Origin of the sequence: Streptomyces sp. NPDC093109 (assembly GCF_040701725.1) — a bacterium.
Lineage (GTDB): Bacteria > Actinomycetota > Actinomycetes > Streptomycetales > Streptomycetaceae > Streptomyces.
Genome location: NZ_JBFBEZ010000004.1, coordinates 69,332 through 85,340 on the forward strand (window position 1 = coordinate 69,332; position 16,009 = coordinate 85,340).

The following is a 16,009-nucleotide window of genomic DNA, read 5'->3' on the forward strand; positions in this document are numbered from 1 at the left end:
GGCGACGCACTTTCCACCGCACCCTCTGAACCATCGGCCGGGGCCTTGAAGAAGCGGATGAGTTCTACGCGGCGATGGATTCACAATTTTCCGTAGATCTTGCCGAGGTGGTTCTCCACGGTACGGATCGAAATCTTGCGCTCGTCGGGGACATCGACGTTGAGAATGTCGAGGATCTCAGCGTTTGTATGCCCCTCGGCGGCGAGGTGGGCGACCCTTGTCTCTTGTGGAGCGAGTCTCTCCAGGTTTTCGTGCGAGATCGCCTTCGCGGGTTCCGACGACGCTTCCGCTACCGCGCCCTCCACGCCGCGGAGTTCAAAGGGGATCCCCAGTCGGGAGGCGATCTGATGGCGCCTGGTATTCCGAGTGGACGCAGTGATGCCCATTTTGCTGTAAATAGTCGTGACGAGCTTTCTCACGACAGTGGGCGGGAGGCCGGTCGCGTCGACGATATCCTCGTTGCTGTACCCTTCGACGACGAATTCGGCGACCTTCCTGTCCATCCCGGTGAGCCCGAACGGGTTCGTCGACGAGGCCGCCCCGTCCGCCGTGGGCACACCGTCTCCGCTCGGGTCGCCCTGGTCGGACAGCGGCTCGGCCGAAACGGCCTCCTGCGCGGCCTCCGTGCCGGCAGGGGATCCGGCGGACGCGGCGAGCGGCGGCAGACCCTTGCGCAGCCGTTCGACAGCCGTCGCCAACGCCGCGAGACTCCTCACCGGACCAGCCGCTTCGGCAGCCGCCACCAGCCCGAGGAACTCCTTCCGCAGGTCGCCGTCGGCCGGGTCGTCCTCCGGACGCAGCACACGACGGGCCACCGCATCCAGATCGAACGGTCCACCCCGCAGCTCCGCGTCACGCCCGCGCAGCACGTCCAGCCTCGCCACCGCCACCGCTTCAGGGGTAAGGGTGATCCCGACCGTCACCTGATGCTGCAACTTCTCGGGCGGCACACCGGCGCGTGCGGCCGTGTCATCGGAAGGCCGGTCATCACCCGGCGCCGTGTCGATCATGAAATTCGCCGCGTTCAGTCGCGGCGCATCCGGGGGAAGTCCCTGCTGAAGAGTGTCCAGCGCTTCCGTCAGAAGGCGGGGGAGCACGAAGGACGCGCGCTGCGCACGCGGCATACGTATATCGCCGGCAGGCGTTGTGCCGCCGTACCCGGTGACGAGGATCTTCGGCAGCTCGACGACACCCGCCGCCTGGTTCCGCAGACTGACCAGCCCCAACGCGAACGCCAGCTCTGTGAGGGTTTTCCTTCCCTCCAGGTCCAGTCGCACCGAGTCGGGAGGGAACGCCACAGGGGTCACCCCCGGCAGCGCCAGAAGCGGGCCGGCCCTTCGCGGATCAACCGGATACACCGCCGCTTCCGGGGAGAAGACGACATCGATCGTAGCCTGCCCGGCCAATTGCCGGGGCGCCTTGCCGGTGAGTTCGAGGACGGTGTCGGGGAGCATATTCGACCCCTCCTCCACAGCAATGCTGAAATCCTTCGCGGACAGCCTCGGCGCATCCTTGCTCAGCCACTGCTGAAAAGTGAGCAGTGAATACTCCAGAGAGTTGGTCAATGTGTCGGTCCGGATCCGGGTCCGGGACCCAGTCCGGGTCCGGGATCAGATCCAGGTCCAGGTCCGGGACCAGGTTCAGGTCCAGGTTCAGGTCCGGGTCCGCGGCCTCGGCCTCGGCCTCGGCCGTCACGGCGCTCACGTTCCAGCGCTTCCGCAGGCCCAGCCCTTCCCTGAGGTTGTCAGCCACAACCGCCGCGGACCGCAGCACGGCCTCCGGGTCCGGTCCGCCCCCCAGCAGCAGGTCGGCGACCTGGCGCACCGCGCCGTCGTGGAACTCGCTCCCGGCGTACCGGGAGTCGGCGAGCACCGCGTGCGGCTCCCGGGGCAGCACCAGGAATACGGCGGTGGCCCAGGCCCGGGTGACGTCCGCCTCCACCGCGTCGACGGGCGCGTCGCCCCGGAAGGCCACGAACGCCGATTCCCACAGCCGCCGCGCCGCGTTCGCCGGCGCCGTGTTCAGTGCGTGCGTCCAGGCGCCGGACCGCGTCATCAGCACTTGGGCCAGGGGCAGCGGCGATTGCAGTGCCGCCTCGGACAGCATGCCGTCCCCGCGCATCGTCATTTCGAGCCGCTGGAAGTCGGTCAGTTTGAAGCCGGGGATCACCTTGCGTATCTCGGCCAGGCCGACGGGCGCCTGGGCGTTCGGCTGAGGCTGACCGAACGGCAGGTCGGCCTCGGCCAGCTCCCGCGCTATCCACTGACGCTGGTCGGCGTCCCTCGGTACGACCGGCACCTCGGCGGCCTCGTCAACACCCCGGGCCTCGGCCAGAAGTTCCAGCGGTACGCCCAGGGCCCACAGCCGCGCCTCGGCGTCCTCCAGCCGCTCGCGCGCCAGCTCGACCTCCCAGGGGTCCTCCGTCAGCGCGTGGCCGCCGGCCCGCACCTCGGCCGCGACCGTGGCGAATATGGTCCATGCCTCCGTGTGCGCGTCCCATGCCTCGGCGAGGGCGTCCGCAGGGGGAACGGGCGGCGCCGGGAAGACCGGCGCGGCGGCGTCATCCGCCACCAGGTCCATCAGCCAGTTGTCCGGATCGTCGGCGGCGGCACTCTCCTGGATCGCGCCCAAAGGCTCCGGAGCCGGTCCCCACGCCCGCACAGCGACGAACTGCGGTGTCAGAGCGGCGCCGGTCAGATCCTCCACGTCCAGGCCGATATCGCGCGCGGTCGCCACCAGAACGTTCGGCAGCGCCTCCCACAACGGCGGTGCGGCCTGCCCGGAACGGGCGTAGAACGCGTCGGTCAGCCCCCGCAGACCGCTCCAGGTCAGCGGGCCGCCGTCACCCTGGCGGGCCCGCCACAGGTCCAGCGCGTGGAAGCCCCGGAACAGTGCCTCGAACGCCGGCTCGTTGTCCTCCAGCATCGGCCCGTACACCATCCGGGCCGCCCGCCACCACCGCCGCACATACTCCACCCGCTCCCGGTCACCGGTCACCCGCCCGGCCCACTCGGCCAACTGCACCGACGACGGCGGCGGACGGAACCCGGCCAGTACGTCGCGCTCCCCCAACTGGAGGGATGCCGTCTGCTCCAGCCTCACCACACCGCGCTCGTCCGCCACCTCCTCGACGGCACGGTGGCCGAACCCGAGCTCCTGGCCCAGGGCGGAGGCCCACACCCACCGGTCCAGCCCCTCGGCCAGCACGTCACCGGCCAACGGCCACTCCAGCGGATCGCGGTCGGCCGCGGGCGGTCCCGCCACGTCCGCGCCCACCACCACCACGTGCGTGTCCCGAGGCGCCGCCGTCAGCTCCGGGACCTGCGCGAAGACGTAGGCCACCACCCCCTCGTAGGGGATGGCCACACTGGGACCGTCCTCGGAGAGCAGCTCCGCCCTGGTCGCGTCTCCGTCCAGACCCAGCAGGAACGCCAGGTCGAACGGCGCCTTCTCCCGGCTGGTCTCCACCGGCATCCCCGTGCCGTCGGGCGACAGCCGCAGCCGGCTGAGGCGCGTCACCGACGGCAGCAGGCCGTAGGACCGCGACCGCCCCTGCCACTCCCCGTCGCGCCGTGACGACATGCCCACCGGTTGGTCCTCGGCGTTCCGGTGGCTGACGTGCCGCAGCCGGTCCACCGGGATCATGTCCCCGTTCAGCGCCGCGATCTCCGCCTTCCACTCGATCGCCTCCCGCGCCGGCACCGCACGCAGGACCCGCAGCGCACCCTCCGCGCTCCCGACGGCCTCCTCGACGCCCGTGCGGGCCTCTTCGGGCACGGCCCCGGAAGCCAGCAGCCGGGACACCTGCCCCACCATGGTTTCCATCCGCCGGTACGCCGGCCCCTCGGCGGGCAGCCGGATGTGCCCCAGGGCGTAACTGCCCAGCGTGCCGGCCAATTTCACCTGGTTCGTCAGGGTCAGCAGTTGCAGGGGCAGGTGGTTCACCCGGGGTACGCCGGTGGCGGCCATCGCCAGGAAGGCCGCGAATCCCTGGACCACCGGATCGTCCAGGATCCGTTCCACCGACCGGCGCAGCACCTGGGGCGACAGCGGAACCCTGGCCGCCACCGCCCGCCGGTAGAGCCCCTTGCCGACCTCCGCCAGCTCCTGGCCGGCCTGCCCGATCTGCTCCTCGGTCATTCTCCCGCCGTCGATCGTGTACGCGGGCAGCTCGTCCACGATCAGCGGGACGGCCAGCCTGCCGCCGCCGGTGTCCAGGCCCGGAAGCTCCGCGATGCCGAGCGACTCGCCCTGGCCGACCCTCTTCCCCTGGGGTGTACGCCCCGTCAGCGCGGCGGTCAGCTGCGCGCGCGGGAGCGGCACGTCGCCGGCCCGGGGATCGACGAACCGGTACGAGGCGGCTTGGCCCGGCTGCTGGAGCTGGGACAGGAGCTCTATCGCGCCGGTCAGCAGCTCGTCCGCGATGGCGCTGAGCCTGTCGTGGTGAGCGTCGAGGAAGGCCCGTGAGCCATGCTTGCCCGGTCGCAGAGCCCGCCTGACGGCGTCGAGAGAGGACCGCGGTGCCGACGGCAGCATGGTGTCGAGCGGGAGCCAGTTCTGAGGCGCCAGCTCGAACCGGGTGTTGACCGGCCGGGCACCGACCTGGTTGAACGCCTGCCAGGCGTATCCCCAGATCTCGTCCACATCCGGGACGGCCGACAGGAACGCGACGAGCTCCAACGGCACTCCGTCGCTCGGCACTTCGTCGCTGCCGAGCACCCTGCGCGCCACGAACTCCCCCACGGCGCGTTCCCCGAACTCCCTCCCCGCCATGAGCAGGGGAAGCAGGTTCTTGTGCGGGAACCGGTCGACGGCCTGGCTCAGGAGCATCGCGCGGCCCAGCGCCGGGGTGCCCAGTGACAGCCGGGTGGAGGGGCGGCCGTCGTAGCCCAGGGCGGGCGGATGGACGATGGCGGCCTTCCCGACCTCGGTGAACTCCCACCCGTCGAAATTCTCCAGTAGTTGTGTCAGCGGCGTCGCCCCCAGCCGGCCCGCGTGCGCCAACCGGTCACGGATCAGCCCCCGCCGGAACTCCGCCTCCGGCAGGGACTGCCCCGGCTCGCCCGGGACCAAGGACGCCGTGACGACGACCTCGGGGACGTACGCGCTCATCACCGTGACCCCCGGGCCCGCGGACTCGGGCGCCGAGGCGTCGACGGCCCGGCCTGCGGCGGGGGCGAAGTGGACCGTCGCCTCGCTGACGACGACCTTGACCCCGGGCCCTGTCGCCAGCACCACCTGTCGCAGGTCGGGCACGCCCTCCGGGTCCAGCGGGATGCCGAGCCCGCGCCGCTGCTCCTCGTCCAGGCGGATCTCCATCGGCTGGGGGTACGCGACCCTGGTGCCGACCCCCGCGTACTCGTCACGTACCGCCCTGTCCAGCAGCGCGTGCCCCACCGACGACGACTCCGCGAACGGCGGCAGGATGTCCGCCACCACCTGCCCGGTCGGATCGATCACCACCGCCCGCGCGTCGAACAGGGTCATGTCCGGCGCCACCGGCGACACCCGGTGCTCCTCGTCGAGCGACGCGTCCACCCACACCACGCCGTCCGGCAGGTGGTACGCCGCGAACGCGTGCCCCAGCCCGTCCTCCGGCCGCCGCCCCGGCTCCGTCGACACCGATCCGGGCCGCCGCGCCAGCACCAGCGCGGCCGATCCGGGACCGGCGGCCCGCACCGCGTCCGCCACGGCGTCCCACGACCCCACCCGGTCCCACCCGGGGCCCGGCACCAGGCCGGAGGCCGCGCCGCGCCGGCCCAGCTCCGAGTCGTCCACAGCGCGGCCCGCCACAGCGGCGGGCCGCAGCGCCATCCGGTGCCACGCGGTGAGCAGCAACGCGTCCCGGAACCCGCGCAGCAGCGTCAGGCACAGGGCCACCGGCGCGCCTTCCGCCGCCACCTCCACGGCCAGGCCGTTCACCAGGCCCGCCAGCTCCTCGGGGTCCAGCACCCGGGGAGAGGAAGTGTCCGCGACCGGCGCGGCGGGGACCCGGTCCGGCCCGAGGCCCGGGTACGGGTCGGACAGGCCGCGCGGTCGGGAGCGGCCTTCGAACTCGGCGAAGGCGGGGGTGCGCGGGTCGCTGTCGTGCAGCTCCCCGTGGGACGGGTCCCCGTCCTGGAGGGGGGGCGGGGGCAGGGGGGTCGGGGGCAGGGGTGTGCGGGTACGGGGGTTGAACGGGCCGCGCGGGTTACGGGGGCCCTCGGGCAGCGCGGCGAGGAACTCGGTGCCGCGCTCGTACACCGTCACCGCGTTCTCCGTGCCGGCGCCCGTACCGCGCGCGCTGCCGAACGTGTCGATCGTGCCGTCCTCGTGCACCAGCGTCAGGTGGAGATCCGCGTCGAGGGCGACGAGTTCCGCCGCGAGGAGGGCGGTGGGAGAGTCCCACCGCCGGGCCGCGCGCAGCTGGGTCCGGATGAGGGCGTGCTCCTGCTCCCGTTCCAGCAGCAGGTGCAGCAGGGCCGGCCGGCCGCCGCTGCGCACGAAGGCCCGCTGCTGGTCGGCGGTGAGCACGATCCCGGCCGCCGTCAGCTCCTCGGCGGTGAAGGCCGCCCGGGGGTCGAGCCGTGCGGTGTCGGGCAGTTGCCGGTCGGCCGGCGGGGACAGGTCGTCGGGCCCGTACTCACCGTCGTCGGGTGTCCGCAGCCCGGCCCCGTTCATGGCCATGGCCAGGGCGGCGTAGAAGCGGTTTCCGTCGACCGGCGGCGCGTCGAGGCGGTAGGTGTGGCCGTCGGGGTCGGTGAGCCGGGCAGGGTCGGAGGCCGGGTCGTAGACGGGGGCGGTTTCGGGAGCGTCGGTGGCGGCGGTGGTATCGGTGGTCGCGGATGCGGCGTCGGATGCGGCGTCCGCTGCGGTGTCGGATGCGGTGTCGGCCGACTCCGGCCGGAGCCACGGCCGCCGGGCGTGGGCCGGCAGCGGGCCTCGCTCGGCCGGTTCGGCGGGCGGGGCCTCCGGGACGGGTGTGACGGGCGTGCCTTCGGGCTCCGGGACGGGGTGCATCGCCCGGTAGTGGCGGTCGGCCAGGTGGAGGAGGACCCGGGGGGCGGCGTCCAGTTGCCGGTCCGGGTCGGGGCCGTGGTCGTGGTGAAGACCGTCCTCGGTCACGATCCGGATGCCGGGGTTCCCGTTCTCCACGGGGAGCTGGGCCGCCAGCGCCGGCCACACGTCCGCCGCGCCGTGGTCCCAGCCCAGGTCGCGTTCGGCGTCGGCCGGGCGGCGGAGCTGGGCGACGGCCAGCGCTCGGCGCAGCGCGGGGCTCAGCGTGCGGTGGGTGCGGTCAGGGGCGTCGCCGGCCGACTCGGGGATGACGCCCAGGGCGTCGAACTCGCGGCGCTGCGGGGTGTCGGTGCCCAGGTCGAGCCCTGCGGCGGTGAGTTCGTCGGCGGTGAAGGTGTCGGTCCGGTCCGGGGCGATGCGGTCGAGGAGGGGTGAGTCGTCGGGGAGCGCGGCGAGTCTGCCGGCGACGGCGAGGCGCAGCTGCTCGGCGGTCTCGCCGTAGCCGCGGGCCTCGGCCAGGGCGTGGAAGAAGCCGTTGCCGTCCCGGTGGACGTCGATGAGGCGGTGGGTCCGGCCGTCCGGGCCGGTCAGTGCGAGGGGGTTGATGGGGGCGTCGGTGTCGGTGGTGGTGTCGGTGTCGGTGTCCGTGTCGATGGTGACGCGGCGGTAGACCGGTTCCCGGGGGGCCTCTGCCTCGGTGCCGGAGCCGTCGTCGGAGGCCGGCGTGGCCGGCGCGGTGACGGTGGGTTCGGGCAGCCCGGCGCGGGTCTCGGTGCCGGCAGTGGTACCCGTACCCGTGCCCGCGTCCGCCGGGAGCTGGTGCCAGCGGGTCAGCCGGTCCGCCTCGCCCCGTACCCGGTGGAACTCGTCGGCCGCCGCCTCGGCCGTTACGCGCTGGGCCTCGGTCTCCCGGAGCCGGCTGTCCAGGGCCGACCGGGCCGCGGCCACCGCCCCGGCCGCCGCGTCTGCCGACTCCAGCGCTTCGAGCATCCGCCGGTCGGCGGCCGACCGCTGTTCCGCGCGCGCCCTGTCGGCCACGGCGACCAGTCGGGCGCGCTCGCCCCGCCGTACGGTGCCGACCTCCTCGGTCGCCAGATCCAGCCTCTCCCTGGCCGCCTCGACCCGTGACTCGGCGGCGGCGACGGCGGGGGCGAAACCCTCGGCGAGCGGGCCGTCCTCGCCGGCCGGGGCCGGGGCGGTGACGAGGAGTTCGAGGAGCAGCGCCTCCTCGACCTCCCCGCGGGCCCGGGCGACCTGGGCGGTGGCGGCCCGGAGCCGGTCGGCGAAGTCCGCGGACGGGTCCGGGGCCGTACCGGCGGCCGGTACCGCCCCGGCTGGCACCTGGACGGCCGCCGCCTCGGCCGCGGCCGACACCGCCAGGTCGTACGCGCGTTCCGCGTCGGCGTACGCCCTGAGGGTCGCCCGCCGCGCGTCCTTGCGCCCTCTGCGGGCCCGCGCCTGGACCCAGATCGCCTTCGCAACGGCTTTCCGCAGATCGGGGAGGTCCCGGCGGAGCTCCAGATAGTCCGCGTCGGCATCCGTCCACGTCTTGGCCGCTTCCGTCACCTTCTCCCATGCCTCGCCGACCCGGGCGGGGAAGTTGGTGTCGCTGATCAGGCCGAGGCCCCTGGCCAGGTCCTCGCGGAACCATGCGACGACCAGCGTCTCGGCCTCGACGGCGCCGGCCTCGGGCTTGCGGCCGAGGCTGCCGCCCAGGTGGTCGCGGACCCAGGTGGCGGCTGCGCTGTCCTTGAACTGCCGGTCCACCTCGGCGACGGCCAGCCAGGTGGTCGGGACGGCGAACAGGAAGGTCTGGCCCCGGGCCGGCTTCACGTTCTCCTGCTGCGCGATCTCCTGGCCCACCGACTGGCCGTCGTCGTCGGCGGTGTCGGCGCCGGTGCCGCTGACGACCGGGGCCGCCGCGCCGATGGCGTCCGACCGCAGGATGGGCGCGCCGCCGATGAGCGTGTTCTGGGTGGTGCCCTGCGAGCTGTCGTCGGCCATGCTGAACACGAACTGCTCGGGCGCCTCCAGCCCCATGTCGTCGGCGACCGCCAGCAGGGTGGCGGCGGCGAGGTCGGGGCGGGCGTAAAGGGCGAGGGCGGCGGCCGTGCGGTCGGTGAGGGTGTTCTCGGTGAGACCGTCGGTACGGTAGCCCCCGCGCTCCGGGGTGGTCTGGTGGAAGAACGCGCTGAGCGGCCCCGGCCCCGACGCGTCCTCCAGCGCCTGGGCCGACGCGGTGCCCTCGGCGGTGAGCGGCGTACGCAGCGCCTGGGCCAGCGCTTGGTCCAGCGCGGTGCCGGTCAGGTCGCCGAGCGCGCCGGCCAGGCGGTTGTCGTACGCCTTACCGAGGGCGATGGTGGAGGCGGCGCGGACGCGGTCGTCGCCGATGACGTCCCGGACGATGATGCCGTTCGCCGGAAGCTGGAAGGGGCGGGTCGTGCCGTCCGGGTGGGGGACGGCGGCCCAGGCGGTGATGGCGGCGGCCGGGTCCTGGGCATTCAGGGGGTTGGCCTCGCCGGTGAGGACGGTGAGGGTGGGGGCGGGGAGGGTGGGCTCCGGAGCGCGGAGGGGGTCTGCGGTGAGGTCTGCGGCGGGGTCCGTGCCCGTGCCGGTGTCCGTGCCCGTGCCCGTGCCCGTGCCCGTGCCCGGCAGGGTGCCGGGGCGGAGCAGGCTCACCGGGACGAAGTCGGTGATCGAGCCGATCTCCTCCTCGACGAGGATGCGGTGACGGCCGTCGCGGTTGCGGAGGGTGAGGGCGGTGGGTGCCTGCGGCGGGGCCGGCACGTCGGCCCGCACGGCGGTCGAGGCCACGCCCGCCGCCGTCTCCGCCGCGTCAACCTCCCCCCGCTTCTCGCCCAGTTCAAGCGTGACCCGCAGCCGATAACTCGTACGGAACTCCGCGTGCGGCCCCTTCGAGACGGCCTTCCAGTTCTTCGTGTGCGTCGCGGACTCCTCCGAGGAGACCTGCCGCCGGGTCGAGCCGGTCTCCCGGAACGACGGGCCTGCGGCGGGGGCGGCGGCGTTGCCGGTGTTGAGGTTCTCGGTGACGACGGTGCCGACGTCGCTGCCCCGGGTCCGGCTGTTGCCGGTGGTGATGACGGTGGTGGCGGTCCGGCCGTCCTCGGTCTCGGTCTCCGCCCACAGGCCGACGAACCGCTGGCCGTCCTCGACCGGAACCAGCTCCGCGCGGACCCGCACCGAGCGGCCCCCGACCCTGACGGTGCGCCAGCCCGGGCCGCCGACGCGGACGGGCAACGAGGCGCCGGAGCCGGTCATTTCGCGGCGGAGTGCCCGGGTGACGCGGCCCGACAGCAGGTGCTGCACGCTCTCCCGGCCCGGGTCCTCGATGCCCAGGTCCCGGAGTTGGCGGTCGATGGCGGCCAACACCTTCGAGGCGTCGAGGGTGTTGACCGGATACGCGGCGAACGGCCGGGCCCGGAACCAGTCGTGCTGGCGCCACGGGAGACGGTCGTACTCGGGTCCGGGGTCCAGGCCGTCCCCGAGCAGGCCAAGCCGGTGGGCGACGCGCTCGGGCAGGTAGCCCAGCCAGCCGCCCGGCACCGACTGCCGTCGGCCGGCGGTGCCGTAGGGCACGCCGGGCACATAGCGGCCGAGCGACCGCAGCAGACCCGTGGTCCGTACCGAGGCGGCGACCTCGTGCGCCGCGTCGCCGGCCGTCAGTACGTGCAGGCCGCCGTGCGCCAGGCCCAGGCCCGAGGTGACCGAGCGGGTGGTGGTGAGGGTCTCGCTCCGGCCTCGCTTCCAGGGCCACAGCACGAAGCCGTACATGCCCACGCTCGCCCCGGGGTGCGAGTGACCGTACAGGAGGGTTCCGCCGACCTGCTTGAAGTGTCTGGAGACGGTCGAACCGCCGGCCTGGGACGACGACTTGACCGCGGTGCCGGTCGTCACGGGCACCGGCCGGCCCAGCGCGCGCAGCCGGGTGACCCGCACCTGGTGGACGACGGTCGCCAGCCAGTCGACGTACGGGCCCTTGCCCCACAGGCCGGTCACCCGGGAGCCCATCGGGCCCGAGGCCTGGTCGAATTCGGCGGCCAGGTACTGCGGTCGCTGGGGGCGTACGGAGGCTTCGTGGGCGGGTGCCCCCTGCCGGGTCAACTGCCAGGCGCCCTTGGGGGAATCGCGGCGCAGCAGCCGGTCGCCGAAGCCCTTGGAGGCGTCCCGCAGCGCCTCGTCCACCAGTCCTGGGGTGCCTCCGGTGGCCAGTACGGCGAGCGTCTCGTGCGGCTGCCCGTGCAGCGGCCCGGGGGAACGGTCCGGGTCGGTGGGCAGCGTCCCCGGCCCCCGGTCCGCGTCGGTGAGCACACCGGTGGTGAGCCGCCGGGCCCTGGCCGGGTCCAGCACGGTGGTCCGGGCCGGGTCGGGGCTCTGGGGCCGGTACGGGTTGACCGCCCCTTCGGCGTGCGGGTCCCGGTCCGGGATCTCGGCGTCGGAGACGCTGAGCAGTACCTGTCCGGTGATGGGGTCGCCGGCCGTGCCACCGATCACGTCGACGGTGGGCTGCGGCCAGAACCCGAACAGTTCGGTGCCCAGCAGACCGAGCGAGAAGACGCCCCGGAGGAGGCCCCGGAACCGCCAGTAGCCGCCGGAGGTGGCCGTCAGCCGGAGGTCGTAGGAGAAGAGATGGGAGGGTGCGGCGCGCGCGTGCTCGACCTCGTAGGTGGCTGTCATCCCGTACGCGGTGTTGTCCTGGCGCTGCCGCCCCATCATGAAGCCGGCCTGCGGGGTGACCGCGTTGGCCGGGCGGCCCTCGCTGTCGGTGGCCGTGTTGCGGGCGGAGAAGGTCGCCCGGAAGCCGGCCTCGGTGATCTGGCCCGCCTGGCGGGAGCCGTCCGCCCTGGTGGTGCCGATGACGGTGTGGGTGAGGCCGAGGTCGTTCTGGGTGCCCGCGTAGCGGCGGTTGGTCAGTGCCACGTCCAGCCGGATGTGACGGTACGTGTGGGTGACCCGGCCCGGCTCCAGCAGGGCCAGGTGGATGCCCTGCGGGACGGCCTCCTTCAGGTTGCCGGCCAGCGTGTGGTGGGTGAGGGCGTTGATCACGGCGGTGGTGTTCTGCAGGACGACGTTGTAGACGCCGAGGCTGCGGAACTGCTTCGGGTCGCCGAGATCCCGGAGCTGGGCCACCAGGCCCGGGTACTTGGCGGCGAGCGCGGTGAGGAGCTGCTCGGTGGCGGCGTCCAGGAAGGTGGCCTCCGGGGCGGGCCGGTCGGTGGTCACGGCCGCCGTGCCCGCCGCCGCATTGGTGTAGCGCCCGTCCGCGTGGAGGAACTGCTCCACCCGGCTCCCCCCGAACGTCGGCGGGTTGTCCCGCGTCAGAAAGGCCGGGGCGAAGGGCGCCGCACCGCTCGCCCCGCGCAGGGCGGTCCCGTCGTCCCAGCCGGCCAGCCGCCGCGCCTCGGTGACCGTCATCCGGTCCAGGCTCCACGTCTCGAACCGCGTCGGCTCGGCGTCACCGGTCTTCCGCACGTAGACGAACTTCTGGACCTTGTACTGGACGGTGGGCACCTCCTTCGCGGTGGCCGTGGACTTGTCGGCGCCCGAGCCGCCGGTCATCGTGGTGCGGCCCGAGGCGTGCCCGTAGCGGACGGTGGGGCCGAACTGGATCCGCAGCTTGGCCGATTCCCAGCCGAGGAGGTCGCCGAGCCAGGCCAGCGGGTTGAGGGTGATCGAGAGCCCGGCGGCGACGAGTGGGGCGACGTCACCGGAGGCGGTCCCGGCACCGCCGGCGACCAGCGGCCGGCCGCGCCCGTCGGCCCGCTGGACGAACTGGAGGTCCTGGTCGGACTGGCCGACGTCAAGCGCCAGGTGCGTACCCTGGTCAACCTCAACGAACTCGCCCAGCGCCGAGCCACACTCGGCATGCCCACCCCGCCGATGAGCCGGCACCTGGTCTTCTCCGGCCCGCCGGGCACCGGCAAGACCACCGTCGCCCGGCTCTACGGCGGCATCCTCGCCGAACTCGGTGTGCTGCGCTCCGGGCACCTGGTCGAGGTGTCCCGGGCCGACCTGGTCGCACAGATCATCGGCGGTACGGCCATCAAGACCACCGAGGCCTTCGAACGGGCCCTCGGCGGTGTGCTGTTCGTCGACGAGGCGTACACACTGCTGTCCGACAGCGGCAACTCCGGCGCGGACTTCGGCCGGGAGGCCATCGACACCCTGCTGAAACTGATGGAGGACCACCGCGACGACGTGGTGGTGATCGCCGCCGGCTACACCGAGGAGATGGGCCGCTTCCTCTCCTCCAACCCCGGCCTCGCCTCCCGCTTCACCCGCACCATCGACTTCGCCAACTACACGGTGGACGAACTGGTCACCATCACCCGCACCATGTGCGAGACCCACCGCTACGAACTCGACCCGCACACCTCGGACGCGCTCGCCCGGCTCTACGAACGGATGCCGCGCGACGCGACGTTCGGCAACGGCCGCGCCGCCCGAAAGGTGTTCGAGGAGATGGTGGACCGGCAGGCGTTCCGGCTGGGTTCCATGGACTCCCCGGCCGAGAGCGATCTGTCGCTGCTGCTGCCCGAGGACGTCGGAGGGGACGGCGACGTCAAGGCGGACAAGGGCCCCGACTCCGCGCAGCTGCTGGCCGAACTCGGCACCATGATCGGCCTGTCCGCCGTCAAGCGTGAGGTGACGGCCATGGTGAACATACTCACCGCCGCCCGGCACCGGCGGGCGGCCGGCCTGCCCACTCCCAACGTCGGCCGGCACCTGGTCTTCTCCGGGCCGCCGGGCACCGGCAAGACCACCGTCGCCCGGCTCTACGCCGACCTGCTGCGCTCCCTGGACGTCCTGCCCAAGGGCCAGCTGGTGGAGGTGGCCCGCGCCGACCTGGTCGGCCGGTACGTCGGACACACCGCGCAGCTCACCAAAGAGGCCTTCGAACGGGCCCTCGGCGGTGTGCTGTTCATCGACGAGGCGTACACACTGACCCCCGAGTCCTCGACGTCGGACTTCGGCCGGGAGGCCGTCGACACCCTGCTGAAGCTGATGGAGGACCACCGCGACGACGTGGTGGTGATCGCCGCCGGCTACACCGAGGAGATGGGCCGCTTCCTGTCCTCCAACCCCGGCCTCGCCTCCCGCTTCAGCCGGACCGTCGAGTTCGAGCACTACACCACGGACGAACTCGTCGCCATCATCGGCAGGATCGCCGCCGGCTCCGGCTACGACGTCGGCCCGGACACGCTGCACGCCCTGCACACGTACGTCGACGCCATTCCCCGCGACCGTTCCTTCGGCAACGCGCGCACGGCACGCCAGCTGATGGACGCCATGATGACCCGGCAGGCCGGCCGGCTCGGTGCCATGGCCGTCCCTGGCCTGGAGGACCTGCGCACCCTGCTCCCCGAGGACCTGCCCGGCCAGGACATGGCGACCGCCTGATCATCCCGGCCGCCCTCCCGGCCGGGGCGGTTCACCGCGTACCGACGATCCAGCCGTGTCGTCTCCGACCCTCCCGAGCTGCGCCGCCGCCCGGATCGCGAGCCAGACCTCGGCGAACGCGCCGGTGGAGGAGAGGTCGCGGCCGGTGATCTCGGCGAATCTGCGCAGCCGGTACGCGAGGGTGTTGGGGTGGATGTGGAGAGCTGCCGCCGCGTCGTCGGTGCGGCGGTCCCGTTCCATCCAGGTGCGGACCGAGGGCAGCATCCGCGTGTGGTGCGCGGCGTCGTACCGGAGCACCTCGCCGAGTACGTGCTCGACGAGGGCCGCCAGCGCGGCGGGGTCGTCGGGGAGCCAGCGGCCGGTGGCGTCGTCGCCGTACATGACGAGGGGGCGGCCCGACTCGGCGGCGCTGGACGCTGCCCGGAGCGCTTCGCGCTGGGCGACCCGCAGGGGCTCGCCGGGCGGGAAGGGGCGGCTCATGCCGGCCGCGACGCCGGGCATGGCGGCGATGGCTCCGCGGAGTTCGGGTGAGCCGAGGACATAGCGGTCCTCGCCCCGGCCGAGCAGCAGATACGGCTGTCCGTCCAGGCTGCGCAGCAGGGCGTCCTCGCTGACCCCCCGTACGACCAGCAGCGCCGTCTCCCCTTCGATGGAGTGCCGTTGGAGGCGGCGGCGCGCGGCCGGCGGGTCAAGGACGTCCTGGAGCAGCTCGGCCAGGGTCTCCGCGCCTTCGCGCCGCAGGGTCTCGCGTTCGGTCCTGACGACGGCGAGCTGGAGCGCGGCCACGGTGGCGATGTGCTGGACGACGGCGAGACCGGCCGGGCGGGCACCCTCGCGGGCGAACGCGATCAGGAATCCGGCGGGGCCGCCCGGGGCGGGCACCGGCAGGACGAACCCTCCGGGGATGGTGGGCGGGACGTCCGCCGAGGCCGGGATCACGCCGGGGTCGGGGACGGGCACGCCCGGGAGCAGGGGGCGCCCCTGCGGGGTGCAGAGGTGGATGTCGTAGCCGGACAGGCGCTCCAGGCGCCGGAAGAGGGTGGCGGTGTCCAGGTTCTCGGTGGCGAGCCAGCGCAGGGCGCCGAAGACCTGGAGCTGGGCGCCGAGCCGCTGCCGGGAATCCTCCTGTACGGCGGCGGCGACCTCCTGGGCGACCGCGACGAACGGCACCGCCAGGGGGATCTCCAGGACGGGCATGCTCCGTTCCTCCGCCGCCGCGAAGAACGCCTTGTGCAGCGGTGGCACCCGCAGCTGGGCGGAGAGCGCGAGCGCGCAGACCCCGGCGTCGTCGAGCCGTTCCAGATAGGCCCGCTGGCGCGCGGCCGTACGGGGGACCGCGAGACCGGTCGTCATGATCATCTCGGCGCCGAGGAGCCAGGGGGTGGGGTCCTCCAGCTCGCTCACATGTGCCCAGGAGACCGCCCGCCGCAGCCCGCCCGCACCGGCCAGCAGCCGGAGCTGGAGGGCGGGGAACGACAGCAGGTCCTCGACGGTCACCTTGTTCCTGTCCACAGAAAACACCCTATCCATTCGGGATGGAGACAATTGCTGTCCTTGTCCCCACCGCCACAGACTGGGCCGGAACCGGATCCCG

General features: G+C 73.4%; 4 protein-coding genes. 1 reads left to right on the forward strand and 3 read right to left on the reverse strand.

Features of this window, described 5'->3' with window-relative positions:
* Positions 1-80 precede the first annotated feature (80 nt).
* On the reverse strand, positions 81-1,454 hold the full coding sequence (locus tag AB0389_RS06240) for a hypothetical protein (protein WP_366394147.1): 1,374 nt from the start codon (positions 1,452-1,454) through the stop codon (positions 81-83).
* Entirely contained in the window at positions 1,345-12,906 is an 11,562-nt protein-coding gene (locus AB0389_RS06245; protein ID WP_366394148.1) for a toxin glutamine deamidase domain-containing protein, read from the reverse strand. The genes AB0389_RS06240 and AB0389_RS06245 overlap by 110 nt, the downstream gene beginning before the upstream one ends.
* On the opposite strand from AB0389_RS06245, the gene AB0389_RS06250 reads away from it, so the two are divergent.
* The gene (locus tag AB0389_RS06250; protein WP_366394149.1) at positions 12,826-14,415 is read left to right on the forward strand and encodes an AAA family ATPase; all 1,590 of its coding nucleotides are present in this window, start codon (positions 12,826-12,828) and stop codon (positions 14,413-14,415) included. The genes AB0389_RS06245 and AB0389_RS06250 overlap by 81 nt on opposite strands.
* On the opposite strand, the gene AB0389_RS06255 is transcribed toward AB0389_RS06250, so the two are convergent.
* On the reverse strand, positions 14,416-15,927 hold the full coding sequence (locus AB0389_RS06255) for a PucR family transcriptional regulator (RefSeq protein WP_366394150.1): 1,512 nt from the start codon (positions 15,925-15,927) through the stop codon (positions 14,416-14,418).
* Between the last annotated feature and the right edge of the window lie 82 nt (positions 15,928-16,009).

Excerpts from the sequence above, each read along its gene's own strand:
- AB0389_RS06240 (WP_366394147.1), bottom strand. The coding sequence starts at position 1,454 with ATGCTCCCCGACACCGTCCTCGAACTCACCGGCAAGGCGCCCCGGCAA.